Origin of the sequence: Mycobacterium sp. E2462, from assembly GCF_001672685.1 — a bacterium.
GTDB lineage: Bacteria > Actinomycetota > Actinomycetes > Mycobacteriales > Mycobacteriaceae > Mycobacterium.
The window spans coordinates 1-16,176 of record NZ_LZKC01000288.1 but is presented as its reverse complement, the minus strand read 5'-3'; the positions used below and the strand labels follow the sequence as shown (position 1 = coordinate 16,176).

General features: G+C 69.5%; 14 protein-coding genes and 3 pseudogenes. 7 read left to right on the top strand and 10 right to left on the bottom strand.

Annotated features, from left to right (window positions below):
- Window positions 1-499 precede the first annotated feature (499 nt).
- From A5714_RS14510 to A5714_RS14500, 3 genes are all read left to right on the top strand, one after another.
- On the top strand, window positions 500-1,396 hold the full coding sequence (locus A5714_RS14510; protein WP_068286083.1) for an SDR family NAD(P)-dependent oxidoreductase: 897 nt from the start codon (window positions 500-502) through the stop codon (window positions 1,394-1,396).
- An 85-nt stretch (window positions 1,397-1,481) separates the two neighbouring features.
- A complete protein-coding gene (locus A5714_RS14505; RefSeq protein WP_068075484.1) occupies window positions 1,482-2,273 on the top strand; it encodes a heavy metal-binding domain-containing protein in 792 nt (263 codons plus the stop codon).
- Complete coding sequence (locus A5714_RS14500; protein ID WP_068075481.1) at window positions 2,273-2,656, top strand: DUF5073 family protein; 384 nt, start codon at window positions 2,273-2,275, stop codon at window positions 2,654-2,656. The genes A5714_RS14505 and A5714_RS14500 overlap by 1 nt, the downstream gene beginning before the upstream one ends.
- Before the next feature lie 11 nt (window positions 2,657-2,667).
- Here A5714_RS14500 and A5714_RS14495 read toward each other — a convergent pair whose 3' ends face one another.
- Window positions 2,668-3,324, bottom strand: coding sequence for a cutinase family protein (locus A5714_RS14495; protein ID WP_369829445.1), 657 nt, complete (start codon window positions 3,322-3,324; stop codon window positions 2,668-2,670).
- A gap of 248 nt (window positions 3,325-3,572) precedes the next feature.
- Here A5714_RS14495 and A5714_RS14490 point away from each other — a divergent pair, with 248 nt between their 5' ends.
- On the top strand, window positions 3,573-5,339 hold the full coding sequence (locus tag A5714_RS14490; protein WP_068286081.1) for an amidohydrolase family protein: 1,767 nt from the start codon (window positions 3,573-3,575) through the stop codon (window positions 5,337-5,339).
- 21 nt (window positions 5,340-5,360) lie between these two features.
- Here A5714_RS14490 and A5714_RS14485 read toward each other — a convergent pair whose 3' ends face one another.
- Window positions 5,361-5,960, bottom strand: a complete 600-nt coding sequence (locus A5714_RS14485; RefSeq protein ID WP_068286080.1) for a TetR/AcrR family transcriptional regulator — start codon at window positions 5,958-5,960, stop codon at window positions 5,361-5,363.
- A gap of 132 nt (window positions 5,961-6,092) precedes the next feature.
- Here A5714_RS14485 and A5714_RS14480 point away from each other — a divergent pair, with 132 nt between their 5' ends.
- Complete coding sequence (locus tag A5714_RS14480) at window positions 6,093-6,653, top strand: bifunctional 2-polyprenyl-6-hydroxyphenol methylase/3-demethylubiquinol 3-O-methyltransferase UbiG (protein ID WP_068286075.1); 561 nt, start codon at window positions 6,093-6,095, stop codon at window positions 6,651-6,653.
- Here the strand turns inward: A5714_RS14480 and A5714_RS14475 are convergent.
- A complete protein-coding gene (locus A5714_RS14475) occupies window positions 6,650-8,023 on the bottom strand; it encodes a DEAD/DEAH box helicase (RefSeq protein WP_068286074.1) in 1,374 nt (457 codons plus the stop codon). The genes A5714_RS14480 and A5714_RS14475 overlap by 4 nt on opposite strands.
- A 372-nt stretch (window positions 8,024-8,395) precedes the next feature.
- On the opposite strand from A5714_RS14475, the pseudogene A5714_RS14470 reads away from it, so the two are divergent.
- Window positions 8,396-8,578 (top strand): annotated as a pseudogene (locus tag A5714_RS14470) (enoyl-CoA hydratase); the annotation flags it as partial.
- 75 nt (window positions 8,579-8,653) lie between these two features.
- Here the strand turns inward: A5714_RS14470 and A5714_RS14465 are convergent.
- The 6 genes and pseudogenes from A5714_RS14465 to A5714_RS14440 form a co-directional block, all read right to left on the bottom strand.
- A complete protein-coding gene (locus tag A5714_RS14465; protein WP_068286070.1) occupies window positions 8,654-10,360 on the bottom strand; it encodes an FAD-binding protein in 1,707 nt (568 codons plus the stop codon).
- Window positions 10,357-11,745: an aromatic ring-hydroxylating dioxygenase subunit alpha gene (locus A5714_RS14460; RefSeq protein WP_068286068.1), complete on the bottom strand. Its 1,389-nt coding sequence runs from the start codon at window positions 11,743-11,745 to the stop codon at window positions 10,357-10,359. The genes A5714_RS14465 and A5714_RS14460 overlap by 4 nt, the downstream gene beginning before the upstream one ends.
- A 114-nt stretch (window positions 11,746-11,859) precedes the next feature.
- Complete coding sequence (locus tag A5714_RS14455; protein WP_068075460.1) at window positions 11,860-12,732, bottom strand: enoyl-CoA hydratase-related protein; 873 nt, start codon at window positions 12,730-12,732, stop codon at window positions 11,860-11,862.
- A 16-nt stretch (window positions 12,733-12,748) separates the two neighbouring features.
- Window positions 12,749-13,003, bottom strand: coding sequence for a lipoyl domain-containing protein (locus tag A5714_RS14450; protein WP_068286066.1), 255 nt, complete (start codon window positions 13,001-13,003; stop codon window positions 12,749-12,751).
- Window positions 12,996-13,112, bottom strand: a pseudogene (locus tag A5714_RS26140) (alpha-ketoacid dehydrogenase subunit beta); the annotation flags it as partial. The pseudogene A5714_RS26140 and the gene A5714_RS14450, both read right to left, overlap by 8 nt.
- A gap of 127 nt (window positions 13,113-13,239) precedes the next feature.
- Window positions 13,240-14,103: a mycofactocin-coupled SDR family oxidoreductase gene (locus A5714_RS14440; protein ID WP_068286063.1), complete on the bottom strand. Its 864-nt coding sequence runs from the start codon at window positions 14,101-14,103 to the stop codon at window positions 13,240-13,242.
- Between the two features lie 268 nt (window positions 14,104-14,371).
- On the opposite strand from A5714_RS14440, the pseudogene A5714_RS27645 reads away from it, so the two are divergent.
- Window positions 14,372-14,922, top strand: a pseudogene (locus tag A5714_RS27645) (CoA transferase); the annotation flags it as partial.
- Here A5714_RS27645 and A5714_RS14430 read toward each other — a convergent pair.
- Window positions 14,919-15,917, bottom strand: a complete 999-nt coding sequence (locus A5714_RS14430; RefSeq protein WP_082959751.1) for an AraC family transcriptional regulator — start codon at window positions 15,915-15,917, stop codon at window positions 14,919-14,921. The pseudogene A5714_RS27645 and the gene A5714_RS14430 sit on opposite strands and share 4 nt — an antisense overlap.
- Between the last annotated feature and the right edge of the window lie 259 nt (window positions 15,918-16,176).

The following is a 16,176-nucleotide window of genomic DNA, read 5'->3' as shown; positions in this document are numbered from 1 at the left end:
GGTTCGGCCGCCCAACTGGCCACCGGCGTGCTCATCGCCGGCCACGAGACGACCGCGAACATGATCAGCGCGCAGCAACTAGCAGAGGCAAAGATCCGAGATTTCGCCGGAGCCCTACCAAGCTCAGTAGCCGAGCGGCTGACTGACCGCTTTTAGCTAAACGGCGACACGTCCAGAACGGACTTCATTGCAGACTATACGCGCCCGCGCCACCGAGCGCGATCCCTTCTGCGCTCGGAAGGTATTGATATTTACTTAACAGTTGCCATGGGCCATGGACAGCCGGTTGGGCGGCGGCGTCAGCAACGTTCGAGAACGGGACACCGCGCGATTTACGCCCCTGACCGGGAAACTTAGCGGCTGAGCGGCCCCACAGCGAACGATCGGGCCACTGAGTCGGCCGCGGCTTGTCGCGCGGCGGGTTGGTAATTCCTTCGATGTACGAGCAGAAGAGGTCCGGTGCGGGCGCGATAGGCCCGCCGCAGTACCGTTCGGGCTCATGGTGGCGACCGGGATCGGGCGGCTGGCGGGTCGCGGCGTGGTGGTGTCGGGCGGCAGTCGCGGAATCGGACGCGCCGTGGCGGAGCTGGTGGGCAGCCTCGGCGCCGGCGTCGTCGTCAACGGGCGCGACGACGGTGCGGTGCGGGACACCGTCGGCGCCATCACCGCGGCGGGTGGCCGCGCCGTCGCGCTGGCGGGACCCGCCGACGACGAGGCCGTCGCCCGGGCGCTGGTCGACGAGTGTGTCGGCGCGTTCGGACGGCTCGACGCGCTGATCAATTGCGCGGGCACCGCCGAACCCGTCGGCTCCTCCATCCTCACCATTTCGGCGGCCGAATTCGACGAGCTGATCGGCGCGCACCTGCGCACGGTGTTCCACACCTGCCGGGCCGCCGCTCCCGTGCTGGCCGCCCAGGGTTCGGGCGCCATCGTCAACACCAGCTCCGTCGCGTTCCTGGGCGACTACGGCGGCACCGGCTATCCCGCCGGCAAAGGCGCCGTCAACGCGTTGACTCTGGCCATCGCGGCGGAACTGAAGGGCGCCGGGGTGCGGGCCAACGTGGTGTGCCCCGGCGCCAGGACGCGGCTGTCCACCGGCGCGGAGTACGAAGACCACATCGCGGACCTGCACCGCAGGGGGCTGCTCGACGAGCTGACCATGAGGGCCTCGCTGGACAGCGCGCCGCCGGAGTTCGTCGCGCCGGTGTACGCCTACCTGGCCAGCGACCTGGCCCGCGATGTGACGGGCCAAATCCTGGTCGCCGCAGGCGGATTCGTCGGCAGGTTCGATCGGCCCAGCCCCCGCGTGCTGGCCTATCGCGATCACCACAGCGCCGGGCCGTGGTCGATCGACGACGTGCACACGATGGTGAGCGCCGCGCCCCGCGCCGACTGAACCGGAGGCGCGTGCCGAAGCCGCTCGTTACCGGTGTGCGCTGCCCGGCCGCGGCCTACGCTATCCGGGAAACTCAGGAGGTCTCGTGACAACGCCATCGAACCCGCTCGACCCTGTCGCCAGCGAACGGCTGTCCCACGCCGGCAAGGTGTTCACCTCCGACCTGTCGATCAACGAGTTCGCGCTGCTGCACGGCGCAGGATTCGAGCCGATCGAGCTGGTCATGGGCGTGTCGGTGTACCACGTCGGCTACCAGTTCTCGGGCATCAGGCAGCAGTCGGAACTACCGGTGCTCACCGAGGCGACGTATCGGGCCCGGTGGAACGCGATGTCGCGAATGCAGGCCGAGGCCGACGCGCTGGGCGCCGACGGGGTGGTGGGCGTCCGGCTGGATTGGCGGCACCAGGGCGAGGGCGAACACCTCGAGTTCATCGCCGTCGGCACCGCGGTCCGGTACACGGCGAAACCGGGCGCGTATCGGCGGCCCAACGGGCAGGCGTTCAGCAGCCACCTCTCCGGCCAGGACCTGACGACGCTGCTGCGGTCCGGGTACGCGCCCGTGGCCTTCGTGATGGGTAACTGCGTGTTCCACGTGGCGGTGCAGGGCTTCCTGCGCACGTTGAGCCAGATGGGCCGCAACGCCGAGATGCCGCAGTGGACGCAGGGCAACTATCAGGCCCGGGAGCTGGCGATGTCGCGCATGCAGAGCGAGGCCGAGCGCGACGGCGGCACGGGCGTCGTCGGCGTGCACTTCGCCATCTCGAACTATGCGTGGGGGCTGCACACGGTCGAGTTCTACGTCGCGGGCACGGCCGTGCGGCGCGTCGGCGAGGCTCAGAACCTGACGCCCTCGCTCGTGTTGCCGATGAGCGACTGATGACGGGCTTCGATCATCAGCGCGTCAGCCAGGCCATCGGGGCTGCGCTGGGCGGCCCCGGCGGCGTCGGGGTGGTGCTGCGCGCGTTCTGCGGCGTGCCCGGCGTCCTCCTGGCGCCGGCGCGGCGGGGCATCTTCCGCTCGCAGCCGCAGCAGGTGCAGATCGGGGAGTGGCGCTACGAGGTCACCGGCGACGAAAGGTTGCGCGCCGCCCACGTCGTGCACGGCATCGTCCTGGCCGAGGAGGTGTTGCCCGCCGGCAGCGTGGGTGGCCATGTGGCCAGGGCGCTCGGGCAGCTGGTCGCCGGCTACGGCCCGACGATCGTCCCCAACATCGAAGCGGCCCTGGAAGTCCTCGAGACCTCGGCAGGGCCGCTGACCTGAGACCGGCCGGGTCAGCTGCCGCGCGTCAGGCGACCGGCGGCGAAGTCGGCCGCCTGGTCCACCATGCCGGCCTCCACGTACTGCCGGTGCCCGAGCGGGTTGCTGCCGTCGGAGCAGATCGGGTCGCCCGGCACGCATAGCTCGAGCGTCTTCGGCGCGTACAGCGGCCCGATGTCCACCGGCGGCTGGTTGATGATGCCCATGAACCGGGTGGACGGCTTGCCGAACAGCGTCACCGCGGCGACGTGGTTGGCGACCTCGGAGGGCATCGGCTGCAACGCCTGCACCAGCTGCACGCCGTCCGGCACGGCGCTTTCGGTGACGAACCCCACCACGGCAGCGCCCTGCGAATACCCGCCCAGCACCATCTTCGTCCGCGGACAGTTGGCCGCCATCTGCTCGACGTGGGAACTCGCGTCGCTGATGCCGTCGACGGCGGTGGGGAAGTCGGTCGATGCCGGGTAGTTCACCGGGTACTCGCCCACCGTTTTGCCGCCGACGTGCGAACGGAGCGTGTCGACGAAACTCTGGCCGATGCGGCCCACGCCGGGAGGTTCTGCGGTGCCCCTGGCGAACACCACCTCGACATCGGGACAGGGGTCGGCGGACGCAGCCGGGGCGGAGCCGATGAATTGGCCCCAAAAGGGTGCCAGCGCAGCGCAAGCCAGGCCGGCCAGGGGAGACGCCTTCACAGCGCGATCTTGCCACAGGCAGGCGAGGACCGCGCGTCGAGCCAGGACCGCGGCGCGCGGACGGCCAGGGCGGGCGCGCCCGGCGCGCGTGCGGCAGTCGCCGCTGGTCAGCGGCCCGCGGCCCGGTCGGACAGCCGACGGTGTGTGTATCATCACACCGAATCGCGGTGCGGCGAATGCTCTTGAGTCGGCCGCCGGGCGTCCTGACGTCAGAAAGGCCGAACATGCGGTACGACACCGTGATCAGCAACGGGCGCTGGTTCGACGGCACGGGCTCGGCCTCGGCCGTGCGCAACATCGGTCTGCGCGACGGCCTGGTCGCCACGGTCAGCGACCAGCCGCTCGACAACGCCGGCGCCGACGTCATCGACGCCACCGGCCAGTGGGTCATCCCCGGGATCATCGACATCCACACCCATTACGACGTCGAAATCCTTTGTGCTCCCGAGCTTTCCGAGTCGCTACGGCATGGCGTGACCACGGTCCTGCTGGGTTCGTGTTCGCTGTCGACCGTCTACCTGAACAACGTCGACGCGGGGGACATCTTCGGGCGCGTCGAGGCGATCCCCCGACGCTACGTGATCGAGCACCTCGACGCCGCCCGGTCGTGGACGACGCCAAAGGAGTACGTGGCCGAACTCGAGCGTCTGAACCTGGGGCCCAACGTGGCGGCCTTCATCGGCCACTCCGACATGCGCGCGGCGACGATGGGCCTGGACCGGGCGACCCGCAAGGACGTCAAGGCGTCCGCGGCGGAACTGGCGCGCATGGAGGCGATGCTCAACGAGGCGCTCGACGAGGGCTTCGTCGGAATGTCCTCGCAGCAACTGCTGTTCGACAAACTCGACGGCGAGGTGTGCCGGTCGCGGACCCTGCCGTCGACCTATGCCGGCCCGCGCGAGCTGCGCCGTCTGAATTCAATCCTGCGGCGGCGCAACAAAATTCTGCAGTCGGGGCCCGACATCAAGAACCCGCTGTCCATAGTCTCGCAACTGGCGGCGTCCCTGGGGATCGGCCGCCCACGGCTGCGGACCAGCCTGCTGTCGGCGGCCGACATCAAGGCCATTCCGTTCGTCATCCACCTGATGGACCGGCTGGCGCGCGGCGTCAACGCCCTCGGTGGCGACTTCCGCTGGCAACACCTGCCGGTGCCGTTCGAGGTGTACGCCGACGGCATCTCGCTGGTCATCTTCGAGGAATTCGGCTCCGGCGCGGCCGCTTTGCACCTGCAAAGCGAGGTCGAGCGCAACCACCTGATGCGCGACGAGGAATATCGCCGGGCATTCCGCAAGGACTACGACAGCAGGTTCGGGCCCCGCGTCTGGCATCGTGACTTCTTCGACGCCGAGATCGTGGCGTGCCCCGACGCGTCGGTGGTCGGAAAGTCGTTCGGGCAGGTGGGACTCGACCGCGGCGGGCTGCACCCCGTCGACGCGTTCCTGGATCTGGTGGTGGAGCACGGCGAGAAGCTGCGGTGGCACACCACGATCTCCAACCACCGCCCCGAGGTCCTCAAGAAGCTGGCGCAGAGCGACTGCGTCCAAATGGGTTTCTCCGACGCCGGCGCGCACCTGCGGAACATGGCGTTCTACAACTCCGGGTTGCGGCTGCTGCGCCACGTGTACGAGGCGCAGCGGCGTGGCGCCCCCTTCATGACGGTCGAGCGCGCCGTGCACCGGCTCACCGGTGAGCTCGGGGCGTGGTACGGGATCGATGCCGGCACCCTGCGCGAGGGGGACCGCGCCGACCTCGTCGTGATCAACCCCGACAAGCTGGACGACTCGCTGGACGCCTACGCCGAGAACCCGGTCGAGCCCTACGGTGGGCTGTCGCGGATGGTCAACCGCAACGACGACACGGTGACCGCGGTGCTGGTCGCGGGCCAGCGCGCGTTCGCCGCCGGCGAGCCGTCGCCGGTGCTCGGCAAGCAGAGGTTCGGCCGGTTTCTTCCCGCGGACACCCGCACCCGGGCGATGGTCACCGCGACGTAACTGCTAGGGCGGCAGGGCTTTTCAGGCCACCGAAGCGCCCAGGATCAGGTTGACGGCCTCGTCGATCCGACCGGCGATGTCGTCGAACCCGACGAACCTGGCGGTCATCAACGCGCCGGCGACCGTCATCTGCAGGGTGGATTTCACCGCGCGTGGCCAGCCCGGCCCCAAGGCGGCCCCGATGCGCCGGGCGACCTCCTCGCCGATCTGCTCGCGCAACGGTTGGACCGCGGGATCGTCGGCCATCAACGCCGCGCCGCAGGCGGCGGTGAGCTCCGGCTCGTCATCGACCGCCAAGGCCATGTCGCGCAGCGTCGCGCTGACCCGCGTCTTGGTCGTGTCGTTGACGTTGGTGTGCAGCGGCAGGTCCCGCAGGAAGCGCAGGTACACCGCGGCCACCAGCGCGCTCTTGGAGGGGAAATAGGTGTAGGCGCTGGCGGGTGACACCCCAGCCCGGTTCGCCACCGCGCGCATGGTCAGGTTCGCGTACGACGAGTCGCGCAGCTCGGCCAGGCCGGCGTCGAGCACCTTGCGGACGGTTTGCCCGGGGCGTCGATCTGATCGGCGGGCGGCGCCGCCGGTCTCGCCGCGGACGGGCGGGGGGAGCGCATCTTCAGACACTCGTCCAGTGTAGGGCGGCGCGGGCCGCCGAAACGTCACCGAAGCGCCGGCCCGCGGGACGGCGGCCAACCGGTTTTGCGGACGCCCGTCCAGAAAACCCGGCACTGGCGTGCCGGCCCTAGAGTGACGGTCATGGCCGAAGCGGACCGCCGTCGCTGGGACGAGCGATACGCGACCATGGCGGCGCCCGCGGCGCGGCAGATCGCCGCGCCCGCGGTCTGGCGGCGCCACGCGCAGCGTTTCCCCACCTCGGGCGCGGCCTTGGAACTCGCCTGCGGACAGGGCGCGGCCTCGGTGTGGCTGGCGCTACGCGGCCTGACCGTCGTCGGCGTGGACATCTCCGCGGTCGCGATCGGTCAGGCGCGCGAGCTGGCCCGGCGCGCCGGCGTGGGCGGCCGGTGCCGCTTCGAAGTCACCGACCTCGACGGCGGCCTCCCCGCGGGGCCGCCGGCCGACGTCGTTGTGTGTCACATGTTTTGGGACCGACGCCTCGGCCGCGCGATCGTCGAGCGACTGGCGCCAGGCGGCCTGCTGGCGATCACCGTGCTCAGCGAGGTCGGGGCGGCCCCGGGTCCATATCGCGCGGCGCGCGGCGAGTTGGCCGACGTCTACGGCGATCTGGAGGCGTTGGCCGCCGGCGAGGCCGACGGCCGGGCGTGGCTGCTGGCACGCAGCCGAGGACCCAGCGCCTAGGCGCTGCTGCCCTGCGGGCGCGACGAACGGCGACGGTGCTCCGCGCGTGGTCTGCGCGCGCCCCCGCCGGTGGCCACCCGCGGCTCGGCGGGCGCGTGATCGCGGCGCGGCGATCGGACACCGCCACGGCGTCGCCGCTGGCCGTTGGGGTTTCGCGGCTGCGGCTGCTCGCGTGGGGTGTCCACGGCCACCGGGGCCTGGTAGGGCGCCACCTCGCCGACGAGGGCGTGCACGGCCTCCGACGCGGCGGTCACCTGCTGGGGCGTCACCCTGATGCCGGCCTTGCGCATCAACAGCCGCGCGTGCTCCCGTTCGTCGGGCAGCACCACCGTGACGACATCACCGGCGCTGCCCGCGCGCGCCGTGCGCCCGGAGCGGTGCAGATAGGACTTGTGCTCGGCGGGCGGGTCGATGTGCACCACGAGCGCGACCTCGTCGACGTGCACGCCGCGAGCGGCGATGTCCGTCGCCACCAGGACCCGCGCGTCGCCGGAGGCGAACCGCGCGAGGTTGCGTTCGCGGGCGGGCTGGGAAAGGTTGCCGTGCAGGTCGACCGACGGCACTCCCGCGGCGGTGAGCTGCTTGGCCAGCTTCCGCGCCTGATGCTTGGTGCGCAGGAACAGGATTCGACGGCCCGTCCCCGAGGCGAGCCGGTGGACCACCTCTTTTTTGGCCTCCGCGTTGGCGACGTGGAAGACGTGGTGGGTCATGTCGGCGACCGGGGTGTTGGCCTCGTCGACGGAGTGCAGCACCTCGTTCCGCAAGAACCGCTTGACGAGTTTGTCGACCCCGTTGTCCAGCGTCGCCGAAAACAGCAGGCGCTGACCGCCGTTGGGGGTGGCGGCGAGGATTCGGGTGACGCCCGGCAGGAAGCCGAGGTCGGCCATGTGGTCGGCCTCGTCGATCACGGTGATCTGCACCGCGTCGAGGCTGACCAGGCGCTGCTTCATCAAGTCCTCGAGCCGGCCAGGGCAGGCCACCACGATGTCGACGCCGGCTCTGAGCGCGGTGACCTGACGCGTTTGCGTGACACCGCCGAAGATCGTGGTGACCCGCAGGCCGCAGGCGGCCGCCAGGGGCGCCAGCGTCGCGGTGATCTGGGTCGCCAGTTCGCGGGTCGGTGCGAGGACCAGGCCCGACGGCCGCGACGGCCGTGCCGCCGTCCCCGCCAGCCGGGCGACCAGTGGGATGGAGAACGCGAGAGTCTTTCCGCTGCCCGTCTTTCCGCGACCGAGCACGTCGCGACCGGCGATCGTGTCGCCTAACGTCTCCGCCTGGATGGGGAAGGGATGTGTAATGCCTTGCGCCGTAAGGGCGTTGACGATGGGTACGGGCACGCCAAGGTCGGCGAAGGTTGTTTGGGTGGTCAAGTGCGGTGCCTTTCAGGCATCGTGGTGCCAAGCCGCGACTACGGTCGCGCGGCCATCGGCACGGATGGCGAGATTGCCGGAGGGCAAAATCGATCGCCGCGAGACAAGCTAGTGCGGGGTGCACGGATCATCAGAACGCGCCGGCTGGCTCGAAAACGCAAGTGGCGGCAGTGCGATGAATAACGGTTCCACGACGGTGGCGATGTCTCGGGTGGAGACGAACGCTGGCCCAAGCCTACCGCAGTTGCGCCGCATTGCGGGCATCGCCGCGACGGCCGCACTGTGAGCTTGGTCGCCCCTCGCCTTTGCCGCCCGGGGCGGAAATACCGAAGAAGCCCAGTAAGCGGCCGGTTTCTGGGTAAGGTCACCGGCATGGAGCGGCGCGAGCTGGAGGCGGTCATCTACGAGCGCGAGCCGCCAATCGCCAGGATCATCCTCAATCGTCCCGTGAAGGCCAACACCAAGGACGCGGTGCTGGTCACCGAGGTCGACGACTGCCTGCGCGAGGCCGACCGCGATCGCGAGGTCAAGGTCGTCATCCTCCGATGTGCAGGCGCGCCGCGCCGAGTTCACGCAGTCGGGTCTGAAGCCCCGCGATTTCGTCGGCCGCGGTGACGCCGACGCCGGTGCCTAGCGGCTAATCTCGCCCGCGATCCTGCGGCCCGCGGCATGGCGAGCGGCGACGTACCCGAACACCATGGAATTCGCGATGCTGGCGCCGGCACCCGGATACGTCCGGCCCATCACCGTGGCGGTCGTGTTCCCGGTGGCGTACAAGCCCTCGATCACCCGATCCTGCTCGTCGAGGACCTGGGCGTGCTCGTTCGTGACGACACCGCCGCACGTGCCGACGTCCGCGGGCAGCACCTTCGTCGCGTAGTAGGGCGCGCGGTCCAGCGGCCCGAGGGCGGCATTGGGTCGATAGCCCGGATCGCCCAGGCAGTCGTTGTACGCCGACTGGCCCCGCCCGAAGTCCGGGTCCAGGCCCTTGGCGGCGAAGCGGTTGAACCGCACGATGGTGCGCGTCAATTCGGCTGTCGGCACGTCGATCTGGTGGGCAAGCTCGGCGATGGTGTCGCCCCGGCACACCGCGCCGCTGTCGATGAGCTCTGGGGGCAGCCGCCGCGAACGCTGAAGCGGCCGTAGGGGACTGGTGCTGGTGACGTACCGGCGCACGTAACCGTCGTCGAAAATCATCCAGCAGGGCACCGCCTTGTGAGCGTACATCGCCTTGCCGACCTCGACGTAGGAGTTCGACTCGTTGCAGAACCGGCGGCCGGTGGTGTCGACGTAGATGGCGCCGGGCCGTTGCCGCCCCGAGCCGAGCGACGCGGCGACCGCCCCGCCGTTGGCGATGAATACCGAAGGAAGCCACCACGCTTCGTCGAGCAGATCGGTCTGGGCGCCAAGCCGCATCGCGGCTTGCAGCACCTCACCGGTGTCACCGGCGTTAGCGATCGACCAGTGGCCTTCGTTGGGCTGGTCACCGCTGTATCGCCGGCGCATCTCGCGGTTGTGCCCGAAGCCACCGGCGGCCAGCAGGACGCCCCGGCGCGCCTCGACGGCCAGCGATTCCCCGTTCCGGCGCAGGCGGACACCCGTGATGCGGCCGCCGTCGACGACGAGGTCCTGCACCGCGGCGTCGGTCCACAGCGGGGGGTGGCCGTCGCCGAGCTGGCTCAGCGCCTTGAGCAGCTGAGCGATCAGCGACGAACCGTTGGTCAGGATGCGGCGGCGCCGCGCCCGCGCCGCGGCCGTGCGTAGAAACACCCTGGCGGCGACGGCGAACGCCCGCGGTGACCGGTTGTAATACTGAACCGACCGCAGCTCGTTGGTCAGGACGACGAATCCGTAGTTGTCAGCCAACGGTGGCTGCACCTTGTCGCTCCACTCGCCCAAAGCGGCGGCATCGAAGGGCATCCCCTCGATGGCGCGGCCGGACGCGTTGCCGCCTTTGCGGTTCGGGTAGTAGTCGCTCCATCCCGCGCAGCGCGCCAGCCGGATTCCCTTGCGCAGCAGAAAAGTCGTCATCTCATAGCCGGCGGTGAGGAACATCTCGCGGCGCTCGAGGGACGACGCCGCGCCGGCATCGCCGACCACGTCGGCCAGGTACGCGAGGCCGTCTTCGTGGGAGTCGGTGACGCCGTCGGCGCGCATCAGCGGGTTGTTGGGCAACCAGTAGATGCCCCCGGACAGGCCCGTCGAGCCACCGACGAGCGCCTGCTTCTCGAGGATCAGCGGTTCCAGGCCACTGTCGAGGGCCGCCAACCCGGCGACCATGCCGCCGCCGCCGCTGCCCGCGATCACGAAGTCGACCGAGTGGTCCCAGGCGTTCATTGCGGCCCCGCGAAGCCCAGGTCGGCGATCGGCACGTCGATGGTGGTGTTGGTCTTCTGGATTCCCGGGATCAGCGTGGCGTGCGGCAGGCCGGCCAAAAATCCGTCGATGACGCGCTCGAAGTTCGAGATCAGGCCCTCGATCTGATCGGAGAGCCGCATGTAGTCGAAACCGCGTGAGCGCAAGCCCTTTTGCTGGCGCGGGAGGTTGGCGAAGTCCTGGGCGGGGATGGCTGGCCAGCGCGGATCGTCGGGCACCATGGGTTGCGGGGCCTGGGGTCTGCCGGCGGAGGCGTCCGCGGGAAAACGGGTCAACGACCAGATTTCGAAGAGCGTGTCCTCCGGCCCCAACGGCCGGATGCGGTACGACGAGGCGCTGCTGTAAGTCGGCAGGATGAAGTAGTGCGGGAAGCAGAAGCCGATCGCATCGGTGATCCCGCGGCGCGCCAGGTCGTTGAGGTTTGGCATGGCGCTGCCGCGCGCCCGATGCCAGGTGACGATGGCGTCGTTGAGGGCGCTGCGCCACGCGGCCATCGCGGCGGCGGGGTCGGACGGCAGCTTGAGGTGCTGCAGGCCTTCGGCGATACGGATGTCGTTCTCATGGGTCATGCCGCCCATGCCGTTGCCCAGCGTGCGCATGAAATACAGGCTGGCGGCGACGACGGGATGCACCGTGGCGGCCGTGCTGGGTCGCGCGGCGCTCTGTGCCGACGGCAGCAACTGCGGATGGGTCTGCGGGACGTGGTAACCCTCCATGAACGCCGCGGCCGCCAGCTTCCAGTTGACCGGAAGCCGGCAGGACCGCCACCACTCGACGCGCAGCGACTCCACCTGCCACGCGTCATAGGTCGACGCGAACGGCTCCAGCGCCTCGCGCAGTGGCGGCGCCCCGTCGTCCAGGTTGATCCACACGCACCCGCCCCAGGTCTCGCAGCGAACCTCGACCAGCCGCAACTGCGCGGCGTCCATGTTGCCGGCGGAGAACGCGTCGGGCCGCGCCACGAAGGTGTTGCGCCCGTCGAGGCCCCAGCACCATCCGTGGAACGGGCATACGAGCGTTCGGCGAGTTCCGCTGCCCTGCACCAACTTCACTCCGCGGTGCCGGCACGCGTTGTGGTAAGCCCGAACGGTGTCGGCGTCGACGCGCACGACGACGACGGAGTCGTCGAGGATTTCGTACTCGACGAAGTCACCCGGGCCCGGGATCTCCTCGAGCCGGCATGCCATCTGCCACACCCGCGGCCACAACAGCTCGGCCTCCAGCCGATAGAACTCCGGGTCGTAATAGCGCTGCTTGGGGATCCGGTCCGCAATCTGCACCGCCCAGGGCACGTCGCGGCGCGCGCCGTTCACGTCGGTGCTCCGCGCGCTCGTGTCTACAGCCATGTCGTCAGTTCCTTTGTCGCCTCGCACGATTCGCCAAGCGCGTCCCTGCCAGTCGCGTTCGCTACTGCGCGGCGCTCGTGGCGTGGTCGGCGATGTTCACCCGCAGGTCACGCCTCAGGGCGTCGCGGCGCCGTCGGACGATGCCGCGGCCGCGGCCTGCCGCCGCGCCTGCTCGGCCGGCAACACCTTGTCCTTGAACACGGTTTGGATCAGCTCCTGCACGTCCCGGCTGATCGAGGCCAGCGCCACCAGGTCGTTGGAGCTCTGCCAGTGCACCCGCATGCCCATCAGTTCCCACGCCCGTTTGAGGTTCGCCTTGGTCGCTAGCAGCGTGGTCATCGGCGCCTGGGCGATGTGCCGGGCGATGGCCTCGACGCGGTCGTCGAGCTGATCGCGCGGGACCACCTCGTTGACCAGGCCGACTTCCAGCGCCTTGCGGGCATCGATGACCTCGGCCAGGAACAGGTAGTACGCGGCGCGCCGCCAGTTCATGAAAACCCAAGGCTCGATTGAGCATTCGCCGGAGGGCATCCCGAACCCCTGCAGCGGTGGATAGGAGAAGTAGGCGTCCTCGGCGGCGATGACGATGTCGGTGGTCAGGCCCATGTGGGTGCCGCCGCCGACGCAGTAGCCGTGCACCTGCGCGATGGTCGGCTTGGAGAACTCCCACAGATTCAGGGTGGGCTTGACGAACAGGTCGCTCTGCGGTTTCCACGGGTGACCCATCACCTTCGCGCCTTCGACGAAGGCCGGGTAGTCCACCGCGTTGTTGCCGATCGCGTGCCCCGAGCAGAAGCCCTTGCCGTTGGCCTTGAGGATCAGCACCTTGACGTCGTAGTCGCGGTCGGCGTCCAGCAGGGCGGCGTCGACCTCTTCGGCGAGCTTCTGGTCTTGGGCGTTGGCCTTTTCCGGCCAGTTGAGCGTGATCCGGGCGATGGGGCCCTGTTTCTCGAAGATGATCCTCTCGCGGGTCTCCGTCAGATCCATGCGCGCTGCCTTTCGCTTAGCCGGTGTGGCCCGGAGTGTGAGTGATGACGCCGATTTCGGTGCCGATGTCGTAGGTGGTTCCGACCCGTCCGGTCCAGCGCACGGTCCCCGACGCTCCGGCCACGATCTCCTGTTCGACCTTCTCGGTCGCGATGACGTAGATCGGGGTGCCTGCTTCGACGTGCTCGCCACCGCCGACCAGCAGTCCCGTCAGCTCGGCTTCGGAAACGGCCACCGACACCCGGGGTATGCGAATGACGAAGTCAGCCATGGACGTTCGCTCCCTGCAGCGTGCGCTGCGCCGCCGCCGCGATGCGCCCCGGCGACGGATACACCTGAGCCTCGAGGTTGGGCGCCGCCGGGTTGGGCACGAACCGCGCCCGGTCGTCGGCGGCCTTCATCAGCGCCAGCAACACATACAGGCGGCGCTGGATTTCCGGGGAGCGCTGGTCGGTCATCGAGCACCCCGAAGGGGATTGTCGTTCCTACTCTTTGGATCGGCGGTCATCAGCCCCCCGACCAAGGCTTGACCTTGAGGAAGCCGCCGGCGTCGACGCGGAGCTGCTGCCCGGTGATGTAGCGGGCGGCGTCCGAGGCCAGGAACAGCACCGCCTCGCTGATGTCTTCGGGTTCGACGTACGGCACGGGCATCGCCTGCACGAGGGGAAAGATCGGCTCGGCGTCCTCGCGGGTCGGGTCCGTCAGGTCCGGCCGGAAGGCGCGGTACATCGGTGGGCTGTGCAGCATGTCGGTGTTCACGTTGGTCGGGTGCACCGCATTCATCCGGATGGAGAACCGCGCGAGGGCCAGCGCGAAATCGTTCACATAATGTGCCGCAGCCAGTTTCGCGAACGCGTAGCCGGCGCCGCCGGGGCCGCCGTCGATGCCGCCGGTGTTCATCGAGGACATGAACGCCGCGTTGGATCCGATGACGACGATCGACGCGCCGGCCTGCAGGTGCTTCAGGCTGGCGTGCACGAGGTTGAGCACGCCGAGCAGGTCCACGTCCACGGCGTCGGCGAAGGCCTGCGGCGGCAGGCCCGCGGTCAACGGGCAGATGCCGGCGTTCGCGACCACGACGTCCAGGTGGCCCAGTTCGGCCACCCCCGCGTCGATGGCCGCCGCCAGGGCGACCCGGTCGCGCACGTCGGCGACCGTCGTGACCGCGCGCTGCCCCTCCTTCTCGACGAGCCGCGCGGTCTCCTCGAGGTCGTCCGGCCGCGCAAGGGGATACTCGTTGGTCTCGATGTCCGCGCAGATGTCCACCGCGATGATGTCCGCACCCTCGGCGGCCAGCGTCCGCGCGTGTGAACGGCCCTGGCCTCGCGCGGCTCCGCTGATCACGGCGACCTTGCCGGCTACCCTGCCCATCGCCGACTGCCTTCGCCAGTGGATGAGGGTGGTTGTGGGACAGGGGTATTCGCCTCCCCGGAGGCGGCGTTGTGGCACGGCGGCGGGTGCTGGGCGTCCCGCGTCGCGGTGCCGCACGCGGCCGCCGCGGCGGGCCGCGCGATCGGAATAACGGTCGGCTCCATCGCATCTCTTCCATGCAAAGTTTGCGCTGGCCGGGGTCTCGCTGTGGCCAAGACTAGCTAGAATATCTAAAATAGCAAGGAATGGACTGGTGAAGGGTGCCTGCGCCGCGGACTTCTTTGACATCGACGGCATTCCGGGCGCCCCACCCGGTTTGGCCATCAACCCGCTCGTCAACCGGTACCGGACCAGCGACGGCCGATGGATCCAACTGGTGTTCGTGCAGCCCGACAAGTTCTGGGCGGGGTTCTGCGCACGCATGGGCCTGGCGGAGCTCGCCACCGATGTTTGTGCCGTCCAGCAACCTGATCGCCAACGCGGCGGCTGCGACGGAATTGCTGTCGACGGCGTTCGCCCGCCACGAACTCGCGCACTGGCAGCGGGTGCTCGCCGACGAGCCGGGCGTCTGGGGTGCCCTGGCGACGCCGCGGGAGACGCTCAACGACCCGCAGTCGAGCCCAATGGCTACGTGGTGACCAACGTCGACGACCGCGGCGAGCCGTACGGCTGGTCGCCGCGCCGGTTCAGTTCGACGAAACCTCGCCGACTCCCGCGCGGGCGCCGGAGCACGGGCAGCACACCGAGGAGATCTTGCTGGAGCTTGGTGTCGACTGGGACGACATCGCAAAGGCGAAGGAGCGCAGGGCGATCCTCTAGGCCGGCCCGCGGAAGTCGACGCCCTCGCGCGCGAGCGCTCGGGCCTCCCGCGGCGTCACCCCGTAGTGGCGTTTGAAGGCGACCTCGAACGTCGTCATCGAACGGAAACCGCTCGCAAACGCGATGTCGGTGATGGTGCTGTTCGGCTCCGGTTGACCGAGCAGTTCGGCGGCGCGGGTGACGCGCGTCGTGCGGATCAGCTCGCTGGTGGTGGTGCCCGCCCGCTGCAACGCCACCTGGATCTGCCGGACCGACCAACCCAGCGACCGCGCGATGCTGGTCGGCGTCACATCGGACTCGCAACCGTGGCCGGCGACGTAATCGCGCACCGCCCGCTCGACGGAGGTCAGAGTGTCCGGGACGGCGCCGCGGTCGAGCATGAACGCATATAACAGCTCGCTGATGGTGGTGCACGAGCGCGCGAACGCGTAGTGATCCATGCTGCGGTGCTGCGCGCTCACGGTCGAGATCATCGTGCGGACCACGGCGCCGAGCCCCTGGTCCAGATTCAGGACCACCGGACCGCGCCGCATGCTCTCGGGCGCGCGCGCGTCGGCCACGTCGAAGGTCCAGCCGCGCGCCCACCACCGGTGATGCATGTGCAGGGCCCGGGATTTGCTGATCAGGACTCCCTGGCCGGGCTGGACGCGGACGCGTTCGCCGTCCTGATCGAAGTCGAGCACACCGCGCCTGCCGATGAAGAAGATGTTGCCCAGGTCGCCGTCGGCGCGCACGTGGGCCGCGGTCTTGGAGTAGTGCAGCCCGTCGGACCAGAAGTCGACGACGCGGTAGTCGGCGCTCTGCTGCACCACCGTGCGGGCCGCGAAGGCGGGCGGGTTCGAGAATCGGAAATGCAGGGAGCCGTGATTGGCGCACACGTGATCGGCCCAATATCCGGCGGGATCGGTTGGTGCGCGCCGGGTGTCGCTGCACTCGACGTCGTAGGTGCCCGCCGCCGGCAAAGGCGGCGGCCCCGTTCCTTGTTCTAAGCTCATGACTCGCTGAAGGGTTGTATTGACAACTATGCGACCAACTTACCCACGGCCGAGGGGCTGTCAAGGCGAGGAGCCGGATGCCGCGCGCGGCGGCCAAAACGTGCGCGATTCGGGGAATTTCCTGCGCCGGACGGTAACTGTGGTGCGGACCTGCATGGTATGCGCCGCGGTCGTCACAATGGGCCGCGCGCAGCATCGGCCGGAACAGTCTGTGGCGCAGCGGCTTTCGTTAAGCGCGCCTGCGGCTGCGGACGCATGC